Genomic DNA, 24,527 nt, shown 5'->3' with positions numbered 1-24,527 from the left:
AATAAAAAGATGAGCAAATTCGCATTCGTGTTCACCGGCCAGGGCGCGCAAGCGGTCGGCATGCTGAACGGCTTCGCCGGCAACCCTGTCGTCGAGCAAACCGTGGCCGAAGCCTCCGACGCGCTCGGCATGGACCTCAAGCGCCTGATCGCCGAAGGCCCGAAGGAAGACCTCGATCTCACCACCAATACCCAGCCGGTCATGCTGACCGCCGCGGTCGCCGTCTACCGCGCCTGGGTCGCGGCCGGCGGCCCGCTGCCGTCGGTCGTCGCCGGCCATAGCCTGGGCGAATACTCGGCCCTGGTCGCCGCCGGTGTGATCGACTTCAAGGACGCGGTGCCGCTGGTGCGCTTCCGTGCGCAATCGATGCAGGAAGCGGTGCCGGTCGGGCAGGGCGGCATGGCCGTCGTGCTGGGCCTGCAAGCCGACGACGTGCGCGCCGTCTGCGCCGAGGCCGCCCAGGGTGAGGTCGTGGAGGCCGTGAACTTCAACGAACCGACCCAGATCGTCATCGCCGGCCATGCCGCCGCGATCGACCGCGCCTGCGAGATCGCCAAGGCGAAAGGCGCCAAGCGCGCCATGAAACTGTCCGTCTCGGCGCCGTTCCACTCCTCGCTGCTGAAGCCTGCCTCGGACCGCCTGCGCGAGTACATGGGCAAGCTGACGTTCAACACGCCACGCATCGATTTGATCAACAACGTCGATGTCGCTATCCTGAACGATCCGGAGCAAATCAAGGATGCGCTGGTGCGCCAGGCCGCCGGCCCGGTACGCTGGGTCGAGACCATGCAGAAGATGGCCGCCGAGGGTGTGACCCAGGTCATCGAGTGCGCTCCGAGCAAGACCCTGATCGGCATGGCCAAGCGCATCGACCCGGTGCTGGTCGGCGAAGCCCTGGTCGACCAGGCCTCGCTCGAGCGCGTGCTGGCAACGATCAAGGGCGCGTGAAGCATTTCGTACTTAGATAAGGACAAGAACTAGATGAATTTGCAGAACCAAGTTGCTCTCGTCACCGGCGCCTCGCGCGGTATCGGCAAGGCCATTGCCCTCGAGCTGGCCCGCCAGGGCGCGAAAGTCGTCGGCACCGCCACCAGCGAATCTGGCGCCGAAGCAATCACCGCCTACCTGGCCGAATTCGGCGGCAAGGGCGTGGTCCTGAACGTCACCGATGCCGAGCGCTGCGGCGCCGTCGTCGACGAAGTGCAAAAGACCTTCGGCAGCCTGTCCATCCTCGTGAACAATGCCGGCATCACCCAGGACAACCTGGCCATGCGCATGAAGGACGAGGAATGGGACAGCGTCATCACCACGAATCTGACCGCCGTCGGCCGCCTGTCGCGCCTGGTACTGCGCGGCATGATGAAGGCCAAGGCCGGCCGCATCATCAACATCACCTCGGTCGTCGGTTCGGCCGGCAACCCGGGCCAGATGAACTACGCCGCCGCCAAGGCCGGCGTGGCCGGCATGACCCGCGCCCTGGCGCGCGAGATCGGCAGCCGTAACATCACCGTCAATTGCGTGGCGCCGGGCTTCATCGACACCGACATGACCAAGGGCCTGGGCGACAGCCAGCACGAAGCGCTGCTCACGCAGATCCCGCTGGGCCGCCTCGGCCAGCCGGAAGACATCGCGAACGCGGTGGCTTTCCTGGCCGGTCCGACGGCCGCCTACGTCACCGGCACGACCCTGCACGTGAACGGCGGCATGTACATGAATTGATGCGGAAAGTGCCGGGCGAAGCGATATATATTGTTTCGGTCGATTTGAAACCCGGCGAATTCTCATCTTTTAGCAGGAGTTTCGGCTGAAATAGCGTCAGACGCCGAAAATAGTTTTTCGGCGCGCAAACCTGATAAAATGCGCGCACTTTCCGCAACACATACCTAATGGAGCCATAACATGTCGGATATCGAACAACGCGTTAAAAAAATCGTCGCTGAGCAACTGGGTGTTGCAGAAGCCGACATCAAAATCGAGTCCTCGTTCGTTGACGACCTCGGCGCAGATTCCCTGGACACCGTTGAACTGGTGATGGCCCTGGAAGACGAGTTCGAAATGGAAATCCCTGACGAGCAGGCTGAGAAAATCACCACCGTCAAGCAAGCCATCGACTACGCAACCGCGCACGTCAAGGCCTAAGCTGTTTTAAGTTTTCGGGAGAATCGCTTGAGTCGTTCACGCAACCGCCGCGTCGTCATTACCGGCCTGGGCTGCGTTTCACCTATCGGCAACACCGTTGCCGAAGCGTGGGACGCCGCTCTGGCGGGCAAGTCAGGCATTGCCAACATCACCAGGTTCAATGCCGAGCCGTTTTCGACCCGTTTCGCGGGTGAGGTGAAGAACTTCAACATCGAAGATTACCTGCCGGGCAAGGAAGGCCGCCACATGGATACCTTTATCCATTACGGCATGGCAGCCAGTATCCAGGCCCTGCAGGATTCGGGAATCCAGGTAACCGAGGAAAACGCCGACCGTATCGGCGCCATCGTCGGTTCGGGCATCGGCGGTCTGCCGATGATCGAAGCCACCAAGGAAGAATACGACAGCCGCGGTCCGCGTCGTATTTCGCCGTTCTTCGTGCCGGCCTCGATCATCAACATGATCTCGGGCGACCTCTCGATCAAATTCGGGTTGCGCGGGCCGAACCTGGCCATCGTGACCGCCTGCACCACCGGCCTGCACTGCATCGGCGCGGCGGGCCGCCTGATCGAATACGGCGACGCCGACGTCATGGTGGCCGGCGGCGCCGAGTCGACCATCTCGCCGCTGGGCCTGGGCGGTTTCGCCTCGGCACGCGCACTGTCGTCGCGCAACGACGATCCGGCCACGGCTTCGCGTCCATGGGACCGCGACCGCGACGGCTTCGTGCTGGGCGAGGGCGCGGGCGTGCTGGTGCTGGAAGAATACGAGCACGCGAAAGCGCGCGGCGCCAAGATCTACGCCGAGCTGCTCGGTTTCGGCATGAGCGCCGATGCGAACCACATCACGGCCCCGGTCGAAGACGGTAGCGGCGCCAGCCGTTGCATGGTCTCGGCGCTGGCGAATGCCGGCCTGAACCCGGACCAGGTGGATTACATCAATGCGCACGGCACCTCGACGCCGCTGGGCGACCTGGCCGAAGTGCAGGGCATCAAGCGCACCTTCGGCGACCATGCCCACAAGCTGGTCGTCAACTCGACCAAGTCGATGACCGGCCACCTGCTGGGCGGCGCCGGCGGCCTCGAGTCGGTGTTCACGGTGCTGGCGATCCACAACCAGGTGTCGCCGCCGACCATCAACCTGTTCAACCAGGATCCGGCCTGCGATCTCGATTTCGTGGCGAACACCGCCCGCGACATGACGATCAACTACGCCGTGAAGAACAACTTCGGTTTCGGCGGTACCAACGGTACCCTGATCTTCGCCAAAGTCTGAACCTGCCGCGCCTGCTCCTGTCTAACGGAGCGGGCGCCTGACCCTGCCGCACCCCGCGCGCGGCAGGCGTTCCGTTTTACCTTTTCCCCCTATTCATGTCCTCGATCGCCGTCAGTGCGCTCGTTGTGCCATCGCGCCGCCTGCGTCTTGCCGTCGGGCTGTATGCGCTCGCCAATCTCGGCGCCGCCTGGGTCTGTCTTGCGGTATTGCCGGAACGATTTGTTTTTTCTGTCGTCTGCGCATTGTTTTTCCTCATCGCAGCGCTCTTCTTGCTGCACGGATGCACCCGCCTCGATAAGACGCACCGGATTGATGTATCTGGAACCGGCGCCCTGCGCCTGACGGTACAACAGAAGCTGGGAACCGGCACTGCAGCCGCCACCGACACCGCCGTCAGCTTGTTGCCTGGAAGCCTGTTATGGCCGCAACTGATGCTGTTGCGGCTCGGCGATGCGGACGCTGTGGCCTACACGGTGCCGGTGCTGCGCGACAGCCTGGCTCCCACCGAATACCGGCGCCTGCGCGTCGCGCTCGGCGCCCTCGACGGGCACACGGCGCGTCCTGCAGCGGGCATCGAAATACTTTGAACTTATTGCAGCGGGCCAACTCTTAAGCGTGAGGGGTCGTGTGTCAGCGTGACGAGGGCGAGCAGGATGCGCCGTCCGCTGGCCAGGATTCCCCCGCCTGCTGGGGCAAACGGGACAACCAGTGACAACAGAACGCGAGGGTGATCAATTGCTGGTCGAACGCGTCCAGGCCGGTGACCGGCAGGCGTTCGATTTGTTGGTGGCAAAGTATCAGCGCCGGCTGATGCGGCTGGTGTCGCGCCTCGTGCACGACCCGGCCGAGGCCGAAGACGTGGTGCAGGAAACCTTTATCAAGGCCTTCCGCGCATTGCGCCACTTCCGCGGCGAGTCGGCTTTTTATACCTGGCTGTACCGGATAGGCATCAACACGGCCAAGAATTTTCTCGTCACACAGGGCAGGCGCGCACCGACTTCGACCGAAGCAGATACGGAACGTGCTGAAGCGTTTGACGATGCGGACAGCTTGCGCGACATTAACACACCGGAATCCGTGTTAGCGAGCAAGCAGATCGCGTATACGGTCAATGCCGCGATGGAGGCGCTGCCGCTGGAATTGCGAACAGCGATCGTCCTGCGCGAAATTGAGGGTTTGAGCTACGAGGAAATCTCCGAAGTGATGGCGTGCCCGATCGGCACGGTGCGCAGCCGGATCTTCCGCGCGCGCGAAGTCATCGCCGAAAAATTGAAGCCTTTGCTCGATATTTCAGGCGATAAACGTCGGTAGGTAGCGATGATCGCACCAGAACCTGTTTAACCTTTTTTGATCACACGACTACCGTGATGGAATGACCGATGGATACGAACAAAAAAAACCGTGAACACATCTCCGCGCTCAGCGACGATGCGTTGCCGGACGATGACCTGGAACTGGCAGGCCTGGCCCTGCGCACGCCGGACGGAGCAGGAGCGTGGGAAGTCTACCACCTGATCGGCGACGTGCTGCGCACGCTTGAAACGCCGCCGCTGTCGCCGGGCTTCCCGGCCCGGCTGGCCGCGCGCCTGGCTGCCGAGCCGCTGCATGGCCGCCGCAGTCCCGGCGCCGAGAGCGAGCCGCTCAAGCCGGGCGTGCTGGCCGCGTCCGCTTCTTCCACCTGATCATCCGGCCGCCATCGTGCGGCCCCGGCTGGAACGGCCGCCTGCGCCAGGCAGCGCGCCGCTCCGGCTTCGCCTGGCTTTCTCATCCAGGCATCTCACCCAGGCACCGCACCCGCTCTGCAGCGGCATGCGCGACAAGGCGGCAGGATTTGGCTTACCATAACGTCAATTCCCGACCTGAGTCCTGACTCCCATGACAAGCAAATCCCTTCGCGTTGTCCTCTCGGCACTGCTGATGGCCGGTGCCGGCCTTTCCCTGGCGAATCCGGCCCTCGCCGCCGCCCCGGTGCCGACCCCGGTCGTGACCGGCTTGCCCGATTTTTCCGACCTGATCGACAAGGCGGGGCCGGCTGTCGTGAACATTCGCACCACCGAGAAGGTGCGCCTGGGGCAGGGCGGTCCGGGCGAAGAGGAGATGCAGGAATTCCTGCGCCGCTTCTTCGGCCAGCCGATCCCGCGCCGCCGCGCACCCCAGCAGCAGCCCCAGGAGGAGCAGGTCGAGCGCGGCGTCGGTTCCGGCTTCATCATTTCCGACGACGGCTACGTGCTGACAAATGCCCACGTGGTCGAAGGCGCCGACGAGGTCACCGTCACGCTCACCGACCGCCGCGAGTTCAAGGCCAAGGTGCTGGGCGCCGACCGCCGCTCCGACGTTGCCTTGCTGAAGGTCGGCGCGACGAACCTGCCGTATTTGCGCACTGGCGACTCGAGCAAGATCCGCGTCGGCGAATGGGTGATCGCCATCGGCTCCCCGTTCAACCTGGATAACACCGTGACCGCCGGCATCATTTCGGCCAAGTCGCGCGACACCGGCGAATACCTGCCGCTGATCCAGAGCGACGTCGCAGTCAATCCGGGCAACTCCGGCGGCCCGCTGATCAACATGCGCGGCGAAGTCATCGGCATCAACTCGCAGATCGCCACCCTGTCGGGCGCCTACAACGGCATCTCGTTCGCGGTGCCGATCGACGAAGTCATGCGCGTGGCCGACCAGCTCAAAAAGACCGGCCGCGTGACCCGTGGCCGCCTGGGCGTGCAGATCAGCGAAGTCACGCGCGACGTCGCCGAGTCGCTCGGCCTGGGCAAGGCGCGCGGCGCCGAGGTCTCGATGGTCGAGCCGGGCGGTCCGGCCGAAAAGGGCGGCGTGAAGGTCGGCGACATCATCCTGAAATTCAACGGCCAGGCCATCGACACCACGCGCGACCTGCCGCGCCTGGTCGGCGCCACCAAGGTCGGCGCCAAGGCCACCGTCACCGTCTGGCGCCGCGGCGCCCAGCTCGACGTGCCGGTGACCATCGTCGAGCTCGAGGACGAGAAGTCCGCGTCCACCAAGCCGACGCCGAACAAGCCGGCGCCGGGCCCGGCCCCGAACGCACTCGGCCTGCACGTGTCGAACCTGACGCCTGAACAGCGCCGCGAACTGCGCATCGAAGGCGGCGTGCTGGTCGATTCGAGCGAGGGCAGGGCGGCCACGGCCGGCGTGCGCGAGGGCGACCTGATCCTGCAGATGAACAATGTCGAGATCAAGGATGCGGCCCAGTTCAATGCGCTGGCGGGCAAGCTCGATCCGAAGAAGAGCGTGGCGGTGCTGGTGCGGCGCGATAACGTCACCCAATACCTGGTCGTGAAGCCGGCCGCCGCGAAGTGATCCGCTTTACCTTGTATTCGCGCAGCTGGTGCCACCTGTGCGAGGACATGCTGGCGGCCTTGCGCGCGCTCGAACAGCCCGGGCAGGCGTTCGATGTCGAGGTGATCGATGTCGATGCCGATCCGGCGCTGGAGGCGCGTTTCAACGAGCTGGTGCCGGTGCTGTATGGCGACCTGGCGGAACCGGAGCTGTGCCATTATTTCCTTGACGAAGCTGCGGTGCGAGCCTACCTGGGACGTAAAGCCGGGCTGGCGGCCTGAACGTAGGGTGGGCACCCCGTGCCCACGCGGACGCGTGCGCCATGTTGACCGATGATCGCGGTAATGCGGAAACGGGCAAGCGCAAGCGTTCGCGGATCATCCTTGGGCGCCGTCGTAATCACGCTGCTTTTCGGGTGCTAACCACGCTATTGCAACGCCAGCTTCCGCGTGGGCACGGCATGCCCACCGTACGGTTCCTGCCGCCGGCTCCGGTTGCGATGCCCACCCTCGGTCTCTCCAATGCCAATTTCCCTCACAAACCGGGCTTTCTACCCTGAAATCCGGTAAAATGCCCCGTTTGGAAAAGCTTCTGTCGATAGCACATCAGCTTCTCATGTTGCAATAAGTTGCGATAAGGCGCTCGCCTGAGGACGGACCAGTCCGCACGGGGCGCTTTTTTCGTATTGCGCTGGCATCATCGCGGCGCCGGTCACCGCCAGGTAACCTGCCTCGCCTTTTTTGGTTTTGAGCTTTGTTAATGAACAACATACGTAACTTCTCCATCATCGCCCACATCGACCACGGTAAATCGACTCTGGCCGACCGCATCATCCAGTTGTGCGGCGGCCTGTCGGACCGCGAAATGGACGCGCAGGTGCTCGACTCGATGGACCTGGAGCGCGAGCGCGGCATTACCATCAAGGCGCAGACCGCGGCCCTGCAGTACAAGGCGCGCGACGGCCAGACCTATAACCTGAACCTGATCGACACCCCCGGCCACGTCGACTTCAGCTATGAAGTCTCGCGCTCGCTGTCCGCCTGCGAAGGCGCGCTGCTGGTGGTCGACGCGTCCCAGGGCGTGGAAGCGCAGACCGTCGCCAACTGCTACACCGCGCTGGATCTCGGCGTGGAAGTGGTGCCGATCCTGAACAAGATCGACCTGCCGCACGCCGACCCCGACAACGCCAAGAAGGAAATCGAGGACGTCATCGGCATCGACGCCAGCGACGCCACGGTGTGCTCGGCCAAGACCGGCCTCGGCGTGGAAGACGTGCTGGAAACCCTGATCGCCAAGGTGCCGCCGCCGCAAGGCGACCCGGATGCGCCGCTGCAGGCCCTGATCGTCGACTCCTGGTACGACCCGTATGTCGGCGTCGTGATGCTGGTGCGCGTGGTCAACGGCACCCTGCGCCCGAAGGACAAGATCCTGTTGATGGCCACCGAATCGGTGAACCTGGTGGAAAACATCGGCGTCTTCACGCCGCGCTCGGTGTCGCTGCCGCAACTGACCGCGGGCCAGGTGGGCTTCATCATCGCCGGCATCAAGGAACTGACCGCCGCCAAGGTGGGCGACACCGTGACCCTGGCCAACAAGCCGGCCGCCGCGCCGCTGCCAGGCTTCAAGGAAGTCCAGCCGCAGGTGTTCGCCGGTCTGTTCCCGGTGGAAGCGAACCAGTACGACGCCCTGCGCGATTCGCTGGAAAAGCTGAAGCTGAACGACGCCGCCCTGATGTACGAGCCGGAAGTGTCGCAGGCGCTGGGCTTCGGCTTCCGCTGCGGCTTCCTGGGCTTGCTGCACATGGAAATCGTGCAGGAACGCCTGGAACGCGAATTCGACATGGACCTGATCACCACGGCCCCGACCGTGGTGTACGAGGTCGAGATGCGCGACGGTTCCATCATCCGCGTCGACAATCCGTCGAAGATGCCGGAAACCTCGAAGATCAACGAAGTGCGCGAGCCGATCGTCGACGTCAACCTGTACATGCCACAGGAATATGTTGGTGCGGTGATGACGCTGTGTAACGGCAAGCGCGGCATCCAGATGGACATGGCCTATCACGGCCGCCAGGTGAAGCTGCACTACGAAATCCCGATGGCGGAGATCGTGCTCGACTTCTTCGATCGCCTGAAGTCGACCTCGCGCGGTTATGCCTCGATGGACTACGAGTTCAAGGAAAACCGCGCCGCCGACGTCGTCAAGGTCGACATGCTGATCAACAGTGAGAAGGTCGATGCGCTGGCGATCATCGTGCACCGTGCGAATGCCCCGTATCGCGGACGCCAGGTGGCGGCCAAGATGCGCGAACTGATCCCGCGCCAGATGTTCGACGTGGCGATCCAGGCGGCGATCGGCGCCACCATCATCTCGCGCGAAAACGTCAAGGCGCTGCGCAAGAACGTGCTGGCCAAGTGCTACGGCGGTGACGTCAGCCGCAAGAAGAAACTGCTCGAGAAACAAAAAGCCGGTAAGAAACGCATGAAACAGGTGGGCTCGGTGGAAATTCCACAAGAAGCATTCCTGGCCATCCTTCAAGTGGAAGATAAATGAACCTGCAACCGATCCTGGGGAATTTCGCGCTTATCCTGTTCGTACTCATGGTGGTCACGGGCATCGTCTGGTGCCTGGATGTCTTCGTCCTGGCGAAGAAACGCCGCGCCGCGGCCGATGCCGCCCTGGCCGAGTACGACGCACGCAATGCCAAGCTGACCCGCGAGGGCATCAAGGTCGACACCAACGGCAACCGCGCAGCCATCGAGGCGGCGCACCTGCGCCAGCCGACCTGGGTCGAGTATTCGGGCAGCTTCTTCCCCGTGATCGCGCTGGTCTTCATCTTGCGCTCCTTCCTCTGGGAGCCGTTCAAGATCCCGTCGAGCTCGATGGTGCCGACCCTGCTGGTGGGCGACCTGATCCTCGTGAACAAGTACACCTACGGCATCCGCCTGCCGATCATCAACAAGAAAGTGATCCAGCTGAACGATCCGCAGCGCGGCGACGTGATGGTGTTCAAGTATCCGAAGGACATGAGCCAGGATTACATCAAGCGCGTCATTGGCGTGCCTGGTGACAAGATCACCTACGAAAACAAGCGTTTGACGGTGAACGGCAAGGCGGTGGAATACACGGCGCTCGACGATTACCTCGATGAGGAACGCCCGGTCTACCACAAGCAGTTTGTCGAGAAACTGCCGGGCAGCGAGCACCGCATCCTGAACGACGAGCCGGCGCGCTCCTTCAACCTGGACGGGGTCGAGAACTTCCCGAACCGCGAAGCCTGCGACTATTCGTACGACAAATTTACCTGTATCGTACCGGAAGGCAACTACTTCATGATGGGCGACAACCGCGACAACAGCGCGGACAGCCGCTACTGGGGTTTTGTGCCGGACAAAAATATCGTCGGCAAGGCTTTCCTGGTGTGGATGAACTTCGGTGATCCGAAGCGCATCGGCGGCATCAAGTAAGGCCGGCCAGGACCGCAAGGAGGAGGCAGGATGCAAGACCGTAAAACGTATCTCGGCAAGCAAGGGGGCGTCTCGCTCACCAGCCTGATCCTGGTGCTGATCGTCGTCGGACTGGTGGCCGTGATCGGCATCAAGGTATTCCCGTCCTGGCTGGAATACCGCTCGATCAAGGACGGCATCGTCCGGGTCAAGGCCGAGGGCGGTACCGTGCCCGAGATGCAGCGTGCCTTCGACAAGTTTGCCGATATCAACAACGTCGAGTCCGTAAAGGGACGCGACCTCATCATCAGCAAGGACGGCGGCGAGCCTGAAATCAGTTTCGCCTACCAGAAACGCATTGCGTTGACCGACAAGGCCAGCCTGGTCATCGACTACGACGGCACGACCGACCCGAGCGGCGTCGTGGCCGCCAGCGCCGACTGATCGCGCTACGCCGTGGCAGGGGGGCCAACGGCCCTGCCGCGAACGCAAAAGCCCGGCATGCGCGCCGGAAGCCGAAATGCCGGTATCCTCGGTGTTTCGGCTGCGGCATTTCTGGAACCGGCCTGTACTACGAAAAATAAACAATGAATCTACAGTTATTGCAAACCCGCTTGGGCTACACATTCCGGGACAGCGGCCTGTTGCAACAGGCCCTGACCCATCGTAGCCACAGCAGCTTGCATAACGAACGCCTGGAATTCCTGGGCGATTCGATCCTCAACTGCGTGGTCGCCTCGATCCTCTACGAGCGTTTCAATAACCTCGACGAAGGCGATCTGTCGCGCCTGCGCGCCAACCTCGTCAAGCAGCAGTCGCTCTACGAAATCGCCCAGAAGCTGGAACTGTCGCAGTTCCTGCGCCTGGGGGAGGGCGAGCTCAAGTCCGGCGGCTTCCGCCGTCCGTCGATCCTGGCAGATACCCTCGAGGCCCTGCTCGGCGCGATCTTCCTCGACGCCGGCTTCGAGGCCGCGCGCGGCGTGATCCGCGCCTTTTATATTCCCCTGCTCGACACGGTCGATCCGCGCACCCTGGGCAAGGATGCCAAGACCCTGCTGCAGGAATTCCTGCAAAGCCGCAAGATTTCGCTGCCGACCTACAACGTCATCGCCACCCACGGCGCCGCCCATAGCCAGGAGTTCGAGATCGAATGCCTGGTGCCGAAACTCGGCATCCAGGTCTTCGGCCGTGGCGGCAGCCGCCGTGCCGGCGAACAGGCGGCCGCCCGCCTGGCGCTCGAGGCCGCCGAACTGGCGCTGCGCAAGACGCCCGCCGCCTCGCGCAAGGCCAAGCCGCGCGTGGCCCAGCTGAAACTGGCCGGCATTGCCACCGTCCAGAACAACGGGCCGGACGACAGCGCCGACGGCACAACCACCAAACAAGCATCCTGATATGAACACCGACATCCAAGACGACGCTGGCACGACCGGCGGCACCCCAGAAAACTTCCGCTGCGGCTACATCGCCATCGTCGGCCGCCCGAACGTCGGCAAGTCGACCCTGATGAATGTGCTGATCGGCGCGAAAGTGTCGATTACCTCGCGCAAGGCCCAGACCACGCGCCACCGCATCACCGGCATCCAGACCCACGACGATGCCCAGTTTATCTACGTCGACACGCCGGGATTCCAGACGCGTCATGCGAACGCACTGAACAAAACCCTGAACAAGACTGTCTCGAACACCCTGACCGCCTCGGACGTGGTGCTGTTCCTGGTCGAGGCCGGCACCTTCGGCCCGGCCGACCAGCAAGTGCTGGATCTGCTGCCGAAGAACGTGCCGGTGATCCTGGTGATCAACAAGTCGGACCGCATGAAGGACAAGGCGACGCTGATGCCGTTTGCCCAGAAGGTCGCCGCGCTGCGCGACTTTACCGCCATCGTGCCGGTGTCGGCCAAGCTGCGCTTCCAGGTCGATGCGCTGGAGCGTGAAATCCGCTCGCACCTGCCGGAAAATCCGCCGATCTTCGGACCGGACGACATCACCGACCGCAGCGAGAAATTCCTGGCTGCCGAGATCGTGCGCGAAAAAGTGTTCCGCCTGCTGGGCGATGAGCTGCCTTATACGAGCACCGTGGTGATCGAGCAGTTCATCCAGGAAGGCAATTTGCGCCGCATCTTCGCCGCCATCCTGGTCGAGCGCGACACCCATAAATCGATGATCATCGGTAACAAGGGGGCGCGTCTGAAGGAAATCTCGACCCAGTCGCGCCTGGACATGGAAAAGCTGTTCGACGGCCCCGTTTACCTGGAAATCTGGGTCAAGGTCAAATCCGGCTGGGCCGACAACGAAGCCGGCCTGCGTGCCTACGGCTACGAGTAAGCTTTCAAGGTTCGCCTCCCAAGCATGACGAGCCACGAGAACCACGATCCCGATCACGCCGCGCCTGCGCCCGAGGGGCAGGCGACGGCCCCGGCAGTCAATGACATGCCGGTCGCCGAACTGCGCATTACCGAGATGCAGCAGGCGGTGACTCAAGTGGCCGAGGCGCCTGCCGTCTACGCCGCGCCGCCGGCCGTGCGCCGCAGCCGTACGCCGATCCGCGAAACCCGCGTCAACGGCCAGCCCGCCTTCGTGCTGCACAGCTATCCCTACAAGGAAACCAGCCTCATCGTCGATTTGTTCACGCGCGACCATGGACGTATCGCGGTCGTGGCCAAGGGGGCGAAACGGCCGCTGTCGAAGCTGCGCGGGGTACTGCAGACCTTCCAGCCCTTGTCCGTATCGTGGAGCGGCAAGTCCGAATTGCGCACCCTGATCGACGCCGAATGGGTGGGCGGCATGCTGCCGATCGAGCGCACCGCCTTGCTGTGCGGCTTTTACCTGAACGAATTGCTGGTCAAACTGCTGGCGCGCGACGATGCGCACCGGGCCTTGTTCGATCACTACGTTTCCACCCTCAACGAACTGGCGCACGACGAACCGGCACAAATCGTCTTGCGAAAGTTCGAAAGAGCCCTACTTAAGGAAACAGGCGTGGCTGCCAACCTCGGCCGCTCGACCACGACGCGCGAGGCGGTCGACCCTGGCGAGCGCTATGTGGTCGATCCGGAGCGCGGCGCGCGCGAGGCGCTGATCTCGGATATCTGGCCGGTGGTGTCCGGCAAGACCCTGCTCGACATGGAGCGCGAGGATTATGCCGACCCGGTGACGCAAAGCCAGAGCAAGCAGCTGATGCGTTTCCTGCTGGCCCACCATTTGAACGGCGCGCCGTTGAATACCCGGCAGATTTTGATTGACCTGATGCAGTTATAAGAAAAGAACACCATGAGCTTCCTCCAACCCGTCGGCCCCGTCATCGACCTGGGCGTGAACATCGACCACATCGCCACCGTGCGCAATGCGCGCGGCACCGTCTATCCGGACCCGCTGCGCGCCGCGCTGCTGGCCGAGCAGGCCGGCGCCGACCTCATCACGCTGCACCTGCGCGAAGACCGGCGCCACATCAAGGATGCCGACGTGCTCGCCATCCGCCCGCAATTGGCCACGCGCATGAACCTGGAAGCGGCCGTGACCCGCGAGATGATCGATTTCGCCTGCCAGGTCAAGCCGCAGGACGTTTGCCTGGTGCCCGAGCGGCGCGAGGAAGTCACGACCGAAGGCGGGCTGGACGTGATCCGCTACTTCAACGAAGTCGAGGCGGCCGTCAAGCAGCTGAAAGGCGAGGGCATCCGCGTGTCGCTGTTCATCGATGCCGATGCGCAGCAGATCGAAGCCGCCGCCAAGACCGGGGCCACCGTGATCGAACTGCACACCGGGCGCTATGCCGAGGCTGAAGGGGCCGAAGCGGCGAGCGAGCTGGAGCGCATCAAGGTCGGCGTCGCCGCCGGCGTCAGGCATGGCCTGGTGGTGAATGCCGGCCACGGTTTGCACTACACCAACGTGCAACCGGTGGCGGCCATCAAGGACATCGCCGAACTGAACATCGGCCACGCGATCGTTGCCCACGCCCTGTTCGCAGGCTGGGAAAACGCGGTGCGCGAGATGAAGGCGATCATGGTGGCGGCCCGTCTCGGCGTGTCCTTGGGGGCACAATGATCTACGGCATCGGCACCGATATCGTCCAGATTTCGCGTGTCGAGGCGGCGCTCGCACGCAACGGCGATCGCTTCGCCGAAAAGATCCTGGGACCCCAGGAACTCGAAAAATACCACGCGCGCCGCGCCCGCAGCGAGGTGCGCGGCCTGCGTTTCCTGGCCACGCGCTTTTCGGCCAAGGAAGCGTTTTCGAAGGCCATCGGCCTGGGCATGCGCATGCCCATGACCTGGCGCTCGGCGCAGATGCTGAACGATCCGAGCGGCAAACCGGTCATCGTGTGCAGCGGCGCCCTGGCCGACTTCATGCAGCAGAACAAACTGAGCGCCCAGGTGACGATCAGCGACGAAGCCGACTACGGCGTCGCGTTTGTCATCGTCACCCGCGAGCAAACCTGAACCAACACAGAGCAAGCGATACCCAGTGACCCAGGAAGTGCCAACGCCAGAACTGCCGGAGAATCCGGCGCAGGACCAAGCCGCCCAGCAACCGGCGCAGCAGCCCACCGAACACCAGGTGGCGGAAGCGCCGGTGAGCTACGTCGCCGCTAATGGCGCCGCCTTGCCGGTGCGCCATCCTGCTGCGGAAACCGAAGACAAGCCGCAACGCGCCCGCCCGAGGGAGGCGAAATCCGACGCCGCGCCGGCGGCACGCGCGCGCCCCGACGGGCGGCAAGCCATGAAGGAAGAGCTGAGCGCCACCCTCAGGGAAGACGCCGCCGGCCCCGTGCAGCCGGGTGAGAATGCGCGCGAGCAGGTATTGGCGACGGTGGCCAAGCTGCCCGACCTGCCGGGCGTGTACCGCTACTTCGACGCCAACCAGAATGTGCTGTACGTCGGCAAGGCGCGCAACCTCAAGAAGCGCGTGTCGAGCTATTTCCAGAAAAACCTGTCGAGCCCGCGTATCGCGATGATGGTCTCGCAGATCGCGAATCTGGAAACGACAATCACGCACAGCGAAGCCGAAGCCCTGATCCTGGAAAACAACCTGATCAAGGCGCTCAAGCCGCGCTACAACATCCTGTTCCGCGACGATAAGTCCTATCCCTACCTAAAGATCACGCACGGCGACTTCCCGCGCATGGCCTATTACCGCGGCGCCCTGGACCGCAAGAACCAGTATTTCGGACCCTTCCCGAGCGCCTGGGCGGTGAAGGAATCGATGCAGATCCTGCAAAAGGTGTTCATGTTGCGCACCTGCGAGGACAGCGTGTTCACCAACCGTACGCGTCCCTGCCTGCTGCACCAGATCGGCCGTTGCAGCGGGCCTTGCGTGAACCTCATCGACAAGGATGAGTACAAGGTAGACGTCGAGAACGCCGCCAAGTTCCTGCGCGGGCGCCAGAACGAGGTCATGGATGATCTGCAGCAAAAGATGCAGGGTTTCGCCGAAAAGCTGATGTTCGAGCAGGCGGCCGGCGTACGCAACCAGATCCAGTCGCTGTCGCGCGTGCTGCACCAGCAGAGCATGGAAACCACCGGCGATGCCGACGTCGACGTGATCGCCGTGGTGGTGCAGGGCGGCCGCGCCTGCGTGAATCTGGCGATGGTGCGCGGCGGCCGCCACCTGGGCGACCGCGCCTATTTCCCGACGCAGGTGAGCGATGCGATTGCCGAGAAGTCGATCGAATGCGAAGTGCTGGCCGCCTTCCTGGTCCAGCATTACACCGGCAGCTTTATTCCGGGCACGCTGATCCTGAACATCGAGTTCGATCAGCCGGAACTGATGGTGGCGCTGACCGAGCAGTGCGGGCACCGCATCAACCTGATCTTCCAGCCGCAAGGCCAGCGCCGTCAGTGGCTTGAGCTCGCTCAAAAGGGCGCCGAGATCTCCCTGGCCCGTTTGCTGTCTGAACAAGGGTCGCAGCAATCGCGTACGCGCGCGTTGGCCGAGACCTTGTCGCTGGACGCGGCCGATCTCGAGACCCTGCGCATCGAATGCTTCGACATCAGCCACACGGCAGGCGAGGCGACCCAGGCATCCTGCGTGGTGTTCCACCACCACGCGATGCAGAACGCGGAATACCGGCGCTACAACATCAACGGCATCACGCCGGGCGACGATTACGCCGCCATGCGCCAGGTCCTGACGCGCCGCTACGAAAAGGTCGCGGCCGGCGACGGCATCATGCCCGACGTGGTGCTGGTCGACGGCGGCAAGGGCCAGGTGGAAATGGCGCGCCAGGTGTTCACCGAGCTCGGGCTGGACATCGGCCTGATCGTCGGCGTGGCCAAAGGGGAAGGGCGCCGCGTGGGCCTGGAAACCCTGATCTTCGCCGACGGCCGCGCGGCCCAGGAGCTGGGCAAGGAATCGGCGGCGCTGATGCTGGTCGCCCTGATCCGCGACGAGGCGCACCGCTTTGCGATTACCGGCATGCGCGCCAAGCGTGCCAAGGCGCGCCAGGCCTCGCGCCTCGAGGAAATCGAAGGCATCGGCGCCAAGCGCCGCCAGCGCCTGCTGGCCCGCTTCGGCGGCCTGCGCGGCGTGATCGATGCGAGTGTGGAAGACCTGTGCCAGGTCGAGGGCATCTCGACGGCACTGGCGGAAGAGATCTACCGCCAGCTGCACTGATCCGGCAGCGTGGCGCCAACGATGAACAACATCGTTGGCGTCAACCGTAGGGTGGACTCCCGAGTCCACGCCGTACCATGTCTGATCATGCGTGACCGTTCGCGAAGCTCGTAGGGTGGACTCCCGAGTCCACGCGGTACAGCGGCTGATCATTCGTGACTGTTCGCGTAGCGGCAGGTCTCTCGGCAATTCATTCGGGCATGTCGGCCTCGTTCGGATGCTCGATCAATCATCCGTGGCACCGCGTGGACTCGGGAGTCCACCCTACAAAGGCAAGCCCCGCCCGTTACCGCTGAGCTCATCTGGTCCAATTTGCAATACCCATGTAGACTAGCGGCGCACGCTTTTTTAACGGTAAGCCAGTTCACGCCCTCATGCCTTTCAACATCCCGATTCTCCTGACCTGGTTACGTGTAGCCCTGATTCCCCTCGTCGTCGGCGTCTACTACCTCCCCACCCACTGGCTGCCGCTGGCCGACCGCAACCTGGCCGCGACCCTGGTCTTCATCGTCGCCGCCGTGACCGACTGGTTCGACGGCTTCCTGGCCCGCCGCTGGAACGAAACCTCGGCCTTCGGCGCCTTCCTCGACCCGGTGGCCGACAAGCTGATGGTCGCCGGCGCCTTGCTGGTGCTGATCCAGCTCGACCGCGTAAACGCCATCATCGCCTTCATCATCATCGGCCGCGAGATCACGATCTCGGCGCTGCGCGAATGGATGGCCGAGATCGGCGCACGCAAGTCGGTGGCGGTGAGCTCGATCGGTAAAGTAAAAACCGCCGCCCAGATGGCCGCGATCCCGATGCTGCTGTTCCATGAAAAGCTGCTGGGCATCGACATGTACTACTGGGGCCAGGTCTTCCTGTGGATCGCCGGCCTGCTGACCGTATGGTCGATGTTCTACTATCTGCGCCGCGCGTGGCCGCTGATTAAGGAAAAGAGCGGGAATTTGTAAGATTAATTCTCTGTCATCCTTGACGTACGGATCAGATCATCTATAATGCTTGCCTGTTGCGAACGACATCGCAGCAAACGAAAGACAAAGCGGGAGTAGCTCAGTTGGTAGAGCGCAACCTTGCCAAGGTTGAGGTCGAGAGTTCGAGACTCTTCTCCCGCTCCAAAGTTTGCAAGATGTCGGATGTAATACGGTAGTAACAAGTTGTCTTGGAAGTTGAAACGATTTCTGCGATAATGCGTGTCTCCAGAATGCGGGAGTAGCTCAGTTGGTAGAGCGCAACCTTGCCAAGGTTGAGGTCGAGAGTTCGAGACTCTTCTCCCGCTCCAAAGTTTGCAAGATGTCGGATGTAATACGGTAGTAACAAGTTGTCTTGGAAGTTGAAACGATTTCTGCGATAATGCGTGTCTCCAGAATGCGGGAGTAGCTCAGTTGGTAGAGCGCAACCTTGCCAAGGTTGAGGTCGAGAGTTCGAGACTCTTCTCCCGCTCCAAAGTTTGCAAGAGGTCGGATGTAATACGGTAGTAACAAGATGTCTTGGAAGTTGAAACGATTTCTGCGCTAATGCGTGTCTCCAGAATGCGGGAGTAGCTCAGTTGGTAGAGCGCAACCTTGCCAAGGTTGAGGTCGAGAGTTCGAGACTCTTCTCCCGCTCCATTCAGGAATGCCGGTAGTAAAGTCGTGAAGTAGCTGGCAGTACACTCCGTGCGGGAGTAGCTCAGTTGGTAGAGCGCAACCTTGCCAAGGTTGAGGTCGAGAGTTCGAGACTCTTCTCCCGCTCCATTCAGGAATGCCGGTAGTACAGTCGTGAAGTAGCTGGCAGTACACTCCGTGCGGGAGTAGCTCAGTTGGTAGAGCGCAACCTTGCCAAGGTTGAGGTCGAGAGTTCGAGACTCTTCTCCCGCTCCAGAATTCAGGAAGACAAGCTCTTCCCTTGTTGATGCGGCTCATAACCGTTCGCATCGTTCAAGCGCACTATATCCTCTGGCGAGGTAGCAAAGCGGTTATGCAGCGGCCTGCAAAGCCGTCTAGACGGGTTCGACTCCCGTCCTCGCCTCCAGAATATCCCGCACCTGGCCGCCAGGTGCCTGTCCCGGACAAGTGAATGGCCTCCTCGATGGAGGCCTTTTCGTTTTTCATCCCGGCGCCGACATGCCCCAGCGCCGGCACGCCGTGCTACCATGCGCCGTATTGACGCCAGCGCGGCGCGCGGAGCCATCCATGAGGCTGATCGAACCCGACGAGATGAAGCGGTATGCCGACGTCTTGCATGCGGGTGCGTGGGATGCGGCGGATTTCGAGCTGCATGAAGTCGATGTCACCGATCCCGGTAGCGACGAGCTGTTGCCGATGAAAGGCTATGTCAATGTCCTCCGCCTGTCGGTAAACCGCCGCCGCGAGTACCCCACCGGCGACGGGACGGCCTGGGTCGACGCATTCGAACGGGATCTGCTTGCCGGGCGTTTCGGCGCGCCACAAGCCCCAATGCGGCCCGCCCACCCGGCAACCGGGGCAGGCCGTGGGGTGGGCAGCGGGGCCAACCGGATTCTTGTCATCTCGAACGACGCCGACGATGTCCGGGCCCTGCGCCAGGCCCTGCACGACGCGTCCGACGGCCCCTTTGCCGTGGAAGATGCGGCAAGCCTGGCAGACGGATTGCGCCGCATCGGGCAGGGCGGCGTCGATGCTGTCCTGCTGGACTGGCACCTGCCCGACAGCGCAGGCATGGCGGGTTTCGACCAGGTCCACGCCGCAGCGCACCATACGCCGATCGTGGCGCTGTGCGCGCCCGCAGATGAGCAGGAGGCGAGGGAAGCGGTCCAGCGCGGCGCGCAGGGGTGGTTGTCGAAAGGATATTTTGACAATAACCTGGTGCCCCAGTCCCTGCGCAATGTTATCGAACGCATGAAGGCCGAGCAGAAGTTGTTCGCCATCCAGGCCCGTGCGCAGATCACGCTGAACTCGATCGGCGACGCCGTTGTCTCGGTCGACATGCACGGCCGCGTCGACTACCTGAACATTGCCGCCGAACGGATGACCGGGTGGACACGGGATGAAGCCAGGGGCAAGCCTGTCGCCGACGTCCTCGTCCTGGTCGCCGCCGATGGCGCACGCCTGGTCGGCACTCCGGTGGAAGCCGTGCTGCGGGCCGGCCTGCCCGAAGGCCTGAGCGGCGAGGTCATCCTCGTCGACCGGCTCGGGCAACGCAGGCGTATCGCTGATTCGGCCGCACCCATCTTCGACTGGAACGGGCAGCTCGCAGGCGCCGTGATGGTCTTCAGGGATATTTCCGATACCGTCGCGCTGACCATGCAGATGACCCATCTCGCCCAGCACGATTTCCTCACCAACCTGCCCAACCGTGTCCTCCTGAACGACCGCGTCAGCCAGGCCATCGCCTCGGCCCGGCGCAGCGGTACCTGCCCGGCGCTGCTGTTCCTCGACCTGGACAAGTTCAAGCACATCAACGATTCGCTCGGCCATGCCGTCGGCGACCACTTGCTGCAAGCCGTCGCCGCACGGCTGCTCGACTGCGTGCGCACGTCCGACACGGTCAGCCGCCACGGCGGCGACGAGTTCGTGGTCCTGCTGGCGGATGAGCGGCGCGGGCAGGATGCGGCGCTGGCAGCGGAGAAGATCCTGGCCGCCATATCGATGCCTTTCGTGATCGATGGCCACCAGCTGCATACCTCCACGAGCATCGGCATCAGCGTGTTCCCGCTCGACGGTCCGGACGCCGCCACGCTGGTCAAGCATGCGGATACCGCGATGTACCATGCCAAGGAACGTGGCCGCAACGGCTACCAGTTCTTCCGCCACGACATGAACGTGCGGGCCGTCGAGCGTCAACAGGTTGAAAGCAGCTTGCGCCTGGCGCTCGAACGGTCCGAGTTCGCGCTGCACTACCAGCCCAAGCTGGACCTGCAAAGCGGCGCCATCACCGGCGTCGAAGCCCTGCTGCGCTGGGAGCACCCCGAGTGGGGGCTGGTGCTGCCGGAACGCTTCATCCACATCGCGGAAGAGTGCGGCCTGGTCGTTCCGCTCGGACGCTGGGTATTGCGTGAAGCCTGTGCGCAGGCGGTGCGCTGGCGCGACAGCGGGCTGGGGCCGGTGTCGATCGCGGTGAATGTGTCCGCCATGGAGTTCCGTCATCGCGACTTCTTCGACCAGGCGCGGGCCATCTTCGAGGCGACCGGCGCCGACCCCGCCTGCCTGCAGCTGGAGCTGACCGAGAGCGTGCTGATGCGCGACGTCGCAACCAGTGCCCGCCTGCTGGCCCAGTTCAAGGCGATGGGCGTGCAGATCGCCGTGGATGATTTCGGGACCGGCTACTCCAGCTTGAGCTACCTGAGTGCATTTCCGATCGACGTGCTCAAGATCGACCAGTCCTTTGTCCGGGTCATCGATGGGAGCCTGGACAGCAATGGCGCCATCGTGAGCGCCGTGATCGGCATGGGAAGGAGCCTGCACCACCGCGTGGTCGCGGAAGGCATCGAGAATGCGCGGCAACTCGACTTCCTCAGGCGGCAGGGCTGTGGCGAGGGGCAGGGCTATTATTTCAGCAAGCCTGTCGATGCCGCCCGGATGCAGGCCTTGCTGGGAACGGCGGCCTGACGGGTGCGCTCCCATCGGAAGAGACACTTACAACTTTCTTGTTCCGTACGCAGGCGCCTTGGCGCATAGTGTCATGGATCCGGCACCCGTTTCGAGCCCACGAAAGACGCAATGCATACAGTCCTTGAGTTTCCTGCCAAGATATTTTCTCAGTGGGGAGCGATTGCGCAAGAGATCGTTCCTTACCTGTCACAGCGCGGCGTCAAGCGCGAGGAGATCTGCGCCATCGTCGACCGTCTCCGAATCAGGTGGGAGCAGCTGGACCCGGCGCCGCCCGGCGCGGCGATGCTTGCCTTGATCGGCCGGGACAAGACGGAGGATTCATCCGGGAAGCGCGGGGAGCATGGCATGCATCCATCGCGGCACTGGCGCTTGCAGCCGGCCAGGGCGCTCATCCAGGCCGCGCTGGCCGACCACCAGCGCAACGCGCGCTAGCAGACCAGGGCGCGCACTTCCCGGCTGCCATTGCGCGGCCGTTAGCGCTCGTGCAGGCCAGACAGGACGCACATGCTCCACGGTGAACGCTTCAACAGCATTTCCCATGCCGTGGGCGCGCTGCTCGCAGCCGGCAGCGGTGCGTTCCTGGTCGTCACGGCGGTGCGTGGCGGCGACCCGTGGACGATCGCGGGCTGCAGCGTCTACGCTGCAACGCTCCTGACCCTGTACCTGACGTCGACCCTGTACCACAGCCTGCACGGCGCGGCCAAGGATGTGCTGCGCAAGATGGACCATTGCGCCATCTACCTCCTGATTGCCGGCACCTATACGCCGTTCACGCTCGTGAGCCTGCGCGGGACCGCCGGCTGGACCATGTTCGGCATCGTATGGACGCTCGGCGTGGCCGGGATCGTCCAGGAGCTCTGGTACGCCAGGGGGGCGCGCATCGTCTCGCTCCTCATCTACCTGGCGATGGGCTGGCTCGCCGTTGCCTGGAGCGGCGCCCTGGTCGATGCGCTCGGCAGTGCGGGTTTCGCCTGGCTGGCAGCCGGCGGCCTGTGTTATACGGCCGGCATCGCCTTCTATGCCACCGATCACAGGCTGCGCCACGGCCACGGTATCTGGCACCTGTTCGTCCTGGCCGGCAGCATGTGCCACTACGTCGCCGTCCTGCGCCATGTCGCCTGAGCGCGGGGCCGGCGCCCACCGATGGCCAGGTCCCGATAGAAGCAATAGATTGCCGAGCGCCACGCCACGAAAATAGATGTGTGCATTGGCCGCACAAGTGCAGAAAAGAGCGCATAGTGTGCAGGTCCCATGCGATCTTCACCGATCGTCCTCTCCCAGACGGCATCCGCCGTGCTGCCATTCTCGCCAGACACATCAATGTATTGCGTCCGGCGCAAGCATCTCCAGGTCATTCCATCCCAGAAAGGTACTCCATGTATCCGTTCCCCCAATCCGTCAATCCTGCCGTGCGTACCCATTTCGACGCGCAGACCGCCTTCATGAACGAGCTGTCGCAGACCGTCTCGCGCGCCTTCCAGCAGGTCTTCCAGTTGCATATGCAGCTGGGGCAGGGCCTGCTTGAGGAGGCCACCAGCACTGCCCAGCGCATGCTGACCACCAGCCGTCCCACCGATGCGCTGTCGGCAGCGGCATCGAGCGCCCAGCCATCCACCGAGAAGTTTCTTTCTTATCAGCAGCAGTTGTCGCAGCTTGCCGCCAGCACCCAGGTCGACCTGACCCGGGTCAGCGAGCAGCATGTGCAGGAAACCTCGCGTACCGCGCGTGCCCTGGCTGACGAAGTCACCCGCGTTTCGAGCGAAGAAACCGACGAGCGCCTGCGCGAGCAGGAGGACACGATGAAGAACACGCGCGATGCCTTCACCAAGAACGCGGAGCGCGGCGTCAAGGCCGGCGCGCAGTTTTTCAATGAGCTGAAGGACGATGTCGTGAACGTGAAGTCCGACGGCCAGGCTGGCATGCCTCGCAGTGCTGGCAGCATCCCGGGCGGCGATGGCCAGGCGCGCGACAAGGTAGCTCCCCCGGCGCGCTGATCGTCCTCGCTCCCCCGTCTGACGGGACATTCCTTGCGGCGGCGCAGACCATCCGGTTTTCGCCGCCGCTTCCGTCTGCAGGAGACCATTCATCACCCCGTCGAGGAACCCGCACATGTTCAACACCCTGTTCGAAGCCTGGTCATCGTTGACCGCGCCCTGGCAAGGCCTGCCGGCCCAGTCCATTGCCGGTAGCCGCTTCAGCTACGGAACCCATGAAGAAGGCGCGCGAACGCTGCGCTACCGCCTGTTCACCCCTGGCGGCGCACGCGACGGCCCCATGCCGCTGATCGTGATGTTGCATGCTTGCTGCCAGGATGCCGCCGATTTTGCTTCGGGCACCGGGATGAACGCACTGGCCCAGGAGCACGGCTGCCTGGTCCTGTACCCGGAGCAGTCCGCCAGCGCGCACTGGAACCGGTGCTGGAACTGGTACGAACACAGCCATCATCAGCGCGGTGCGGGCGAGCCGGCGCTGCTTGCGGGACTCACCCGGCGCATCATGGCCGAGCATGCCGTGGATCCCGCGCGCGTCGCGGTCGCCGGCCTGTCCGCAGGCGGCGCCATGGCCGTCATCCTGGGGCGTACCTATCCCGACCTGTTCAGAGCGGTCGGCAGCCATTCCGGACTGGCGCACGGCAGCGCGACCTGCGAGGCCTCCGCGATGCTGGCGATGCGCAACGGCTCCGATGCGTCCGTGCCCGCGCTGCCCCGCCCTGAGTCGATCGTCCCCGTGATCGTCTTCCATGGCGATGCCGACACGACGGTGCACCGAATGAATAGCCGCAGCGTGATACGCCAGTCGCTCGACAGCCGCGTGGCGCAGCGGCAGGAGGATGCCGGCGTCGCGATGGTGGCGGAAACCGGCTGCAGCGGCGGCCGCGCGTTCACCCGGGAGTGTCATCGTGAAGGCACGGGCGCCGTGCTGGCCGAGGAATGGACCGTGCACGGCACCGGCCACGCCTGGTCGGGCGGCAATCGGCATGGCAGCCACACGGATACGCGCGGTCCCAGTGCCAGCGAGGAAATACTGCGCTTCTTCCTCGCCCATCCGGCAGCGTGACTAACGGCGTGGGCGCCGGCGCAACGCTACCGGATGCGCGTGTTTACAGCGTCCCGCTTGGCGCGTAGATTGACTGGGCGCCGCCCCATGCAGGCAATCGCCCGCGACTGTGGCATTTTACCCT

Annotated in this window: 24 protein-coding genes and 7 tRNA genes; all 31 read left to right on the top strand. The window is 63.5% G+C overall.

Going from position 1 to position 24,527, the window contains the following annotated elements:
* The first annotated feature begins 9 nt into the window (after positions 1-9).
* The 31 genes from fabD (at position 10) to QPK31_RS08400 (ending at position 24,403) form a co-directional block, all read left to right on the top strand.
* Positions 10-948, top strand: a complete 939-nt coding sequence (gene fabD, locus QPK31_RS08550; protein WP_290422521.1) for an ACP S-malonyltransferase — start codon at positions 10-12, stop codon at positions 946-948.
* Positions 949-981: 33 nt separating this feature from the next.
* Positions 982-1,719, top strand: a complete 738-nt coding sequence (gene fabG / locus QPK31_RS08545) for a 3-oxoacyl-ACP reductase FabG (protein WP_290422520.1) — start codon at positions 982-984, stop codon at positions 1,717-1,719.
* A 180-nt stretch (positions 1,720-1,899) separates the two neighbouring features.
* On the top strand, positions 1,900-2,139 hold the full coding sequence (acpP, locus tag QPK31_RS08540) for an acyl carrier protein (RefSeq protein WP_020653257.1): 240 nt from the start codon (positions 1,900-1,902) through the stop codon (positions 2,137-2,139).
* Positions 2,140-2,166: 27 nt separating this feature from the next.
* Positions 2,167-3,414: a beta-ketoacyl-ACP synthase II gene (gene fabF / locus QPK31_RS08535; RefSeq protein WP_290422519.1), complete on the top strand. Its 1,248-nt coding sequence runs from the start codon at positions 2,167-2,169 to the stop codon at positions 3,412-3,414.
* A gap of 95 nt (positions 3,415-3,509) precedes the next feature.
* A complete protein-coding gene (locus QPK31_RS08530; protein ID WP_290422518.1) occupies positions 3,510-4,001 on the top strand; it encodes a protein YgfX in 492 nt (163 codons plus the stop codon).
* A gap of 121 nt (positions 4,002-4,122) precedes the next feature.
* Positions 4,123-4,725 (top strand): RNA polymerase sigma factor RpoE, encoded by a 603-nt coding sequence (gene rpoE, locus QPK31_RS08525; RefSeq protein WP_229436941.1) that lies wholly within the window; start codon positions 4,123-4,125, stop codon positions 4,723-4,725.
* A gap of 68 nt (positions 4,726-4,793) precedes the next feature.
* Positions 4,794-5,096 carry a sigma-E factor negative regulatory protein gene (locus QPK31_RS08520; RefSeq protein ID WP_290422517.1) on the top strand — a complete coding sequence of 101 codons (303 nt, stop codon included), beginning with the start codon at positions 4,794-4,796 and terminating at the stop codon, positions 5,094-5,096.
* 193 nt (positions 5,097-5,289) lie between these two features.
* The gene (locus QPK31_RS08515) at positions 5,290-6,744 is read left to right on the top strand and encodes a DegQ family serine endoprotease (RefSeq protein WP_290422516.1); all 1,455 of its coding nucleotides are present in this window, start codon (positions 5,290-5,292) and stop codon (positions 6,742-6,744) included.
* Entirely contained in the window at positions 6,744-7,004 is a 261-nt protein-coding gene (locus QPK31_RS08510; protein ID WP_290422611.1) for a glutaredoxin family protein, read from the top strand. Before QPK31_RS08515 ends, QPK31_RS08510 begins: the two co-directional genes overlap by 1 nt.
* A 478-nt stretch (positions 7,005-7,482) precedes the next feature.
* Positions 7,483-9,276, top strand: a complete 1,794-nt coding sequence (lepA, locus tag QPK31_RS08505) for a translation elongation factor 4 (RefSeq protein ID WP_290422515.1) — start codon at positions 7,483-7,485, stop codon at positions 9,274-9,276.
* Positions 9,273-10,190, top strand: a complete 918-nt coding sequence (gene lepB, locus QPK31_RS08500; RefSeq protein WP_290422514.1) for a signal peptidase I — start codon at positions 9,273-9,275, stop codon at positions 10,188-10,190. Before lepA ends, lepB begins: the two co-directional genes overlap by 4 nt.
* Positions 10,191-10,220: 30 nt before the next feature.
* Positions 10,221-10,613 (top strand): DUF4845 domain-containing protein, encoded by a 393-nt coding sequence (locus tag QPK31_RS08495; protein WP_290422513.1) that lies wholly within the window; start codon positions 10,221-10,223, stop codon positions 10,611-10,613.
* Between the two features lie 143 nt (positions 10,614-10,756).
* On the top strand, positions 10,757-11,560 hold the full coding sequence (gene rnc / locus QPK31_RS08490; RefSeq protein ID WP_290422512.1) for a ribonuclease III: 804 nt from the start codon (positions 10,757-10,759) through the stop codon (positions 11,558-11,560).
* A gap of 1 nt (position 11,561) precedes the next feature.
* Complete coding sequence (gene era, locus QPK31_RS08485; protein WP_290422511.1) at positions 11,562-12,491, top strand: GTPase Era; 930 nt, start codon at positions 11,562-11,564, stop codon at positions 12,489-12,491.
* A gap of 135 nt (positions 12,492-12,626) precedes the next feature.
* Positions 12,627-13,424, top strand: a complete 798-nt coding sequence (recO, locus tag QPK31_RS08480; RefSeq protein ID WP_290422610.1) for a DNA repair protein RecO — start codon at positions 12,627-12,629, stop codon at positions 13,422-13,424.
* Between the two features lie 12 nt (positions 13,425-13,436).
* Positions 13,437-14,207: a pyridoxine 5'-phosphate synthase gene (locus QPK31_RS08475; RefSeq protein WP_290422510.1), complete on the top strand. Its 771-nt coding sequence runs from the start codon at positions 13,437-13,439 to the stop codon at positions 14,205-14,207.
* Positions 14,204-14,602 (top strand): holo-ACP synthase, encoded by a 399-nt coding sequence (acpS, locus tag QPK31_RS08470; RefSeq protein ID WP_290422509.1) that lies wholly within the window; start codon positions 14,204-14,206, stop codon positions 14,600-14,602. Before QPK31_RS08475 ends, acpS begins: the two co-directional genes overlap by 4 nt.
* A gap of 37 nt (positions 14,603-14,639) precedes the next feature.
* On the top strand, positions 14,640-16,775 hold the full coding sequence (uvrC, locus tag QPK31_RS08465) for an excinuclease ABC subunit UvrC (RefSeq protein ID WP_290422508.1): 2,136 nt from the start codon (positions 14,640-14,642) through the stop codon (positions 16,773-16,775).
* 374 nt (positions 16,776-17,149) lie between these two features.
* Entirely contained in the window at positions 17,150-17,728 is a 579-nt protein-coding gene (gene pgsA / locus QPK31_RS08460; protein ID WP_290422507.1) for a CDP-diacylglycerol--glycerol-3-phosphate 3-phosphatidyltransferase, read from the top strand.
* A gap of 89 nt (positions 17,729-17,817) precedes the next feature.
* Positions 17,818-17,893: transfer RNA gene (locus QPK31_RS08455), tRNA-Gly, on the top strand.
* Positions 17,894-17,981: 88 nt separating this feature from the next.
* Positions 17,982-18,057: transfer RNA gene (locus tag QPK31_RS08450), tRNA-Gly, on the top strand.
* 88 nt (positions 18,058-18,145) lie between these two features.
* Positions 18,146-18,221 (top strand) — tRNA-Gly (locus QPK31_RS08445).
* An 88-nt stretch (positions 18,222-18,309) separates the two neighbouring features.
* Positions 18,310-18,385: transfer RNA gene (locus QPK31_RS08440), tRNA-Gly, on the top strand.
* Between the two features lie 50 nt (positions 18,386-18,435).
* Positions 18,436-18,511: transfer RNA gene (locus QPK31_RS08435), tRNA-Gly, on the top strand.
* A gap of 50 nt (positions 18,512-18,561) precedes the next feature.
* Positions 18,562-18,637, top strand: a tRNA-Gly gene (locus QPK31_RS08430).
* A 77-nt stretch (positions 18,638-18,714) separates the two neighbouring features.
* Positions 18,715-18,788, top strand: a tRNA-Cys gene (locus QPK31_RS08425).
* 161 nt (positions 18,789-18,949) lie between these two features.
* On the top strand, positions 18,950-21,343 hold the full coding sequence (locus QPK31_RS08420) for a bifunctional diguanylate cyclase/phosphodiesterase (protein ID WP_290422506.1): 2,394 nt from the start codon (positions 18,950-18,952) through the stop codon (positions 21,341-21,343).
* Between the two features lie 111 nt (positions 21,344-21,454).
* A complete protein-coding gene (locus QPK31_RS08415; protein WP_290422505.1) occupies positions 21,455-21,778 on the top strand; it encodes a hypothetical protein in 324 nt (107 codons plus the stop codon).
* Positions 21,779-21,850: 72 nt separating this feature from the next.
* Positions 21,851-22,468, top strand: coding sequence for a hemolysin III family protein (locus QPK31_RS08410; RefSeq protein ID WP_290422504.1), 618 nt, complete (start codon positions 21,851-21,853; stop codon positions 22,466-22,468).
* 254 nt (positions 22,469-22,722) lie between these two features.
* On the top strand, positions 22,723-23,340 hold the full coding sequence (locus tag QPK31_RS08405) for a phasin family protein (RefSeq protein ID WP_290422503.1): 618 nt from the start codon (positions 22,723-22,725) through the stop codon (positions 23,338-23,340).
* A 115-nt stretch (positions 23,341-23,455) separates the two neighbouring features.
* Entirely contained in the window at positions 23,456-24,403 is a 948-nt protein-coding gene (locus QPK31_RS08400) for a PHB depolymerase family esterase (RefSeq protein ID WP_290422502.1), read from the top strand.
* Positions 24,404-24,527: the final 124 nt, after the last annotated feature.

It is taken from the genome of Massilia sp. YIM B02769 (genome assembly GCF_030411995.1).
Lineage (GTDB): Bacteria > Pseudomonadota > Gammaproteobacteria > Burkholderiales > Burkholderiaceae_D > Telluria.
Note: the sequence above shows the minus strand (reverse complement) of the source record. Positions and strands in the feature narration are given on the sequence as shown.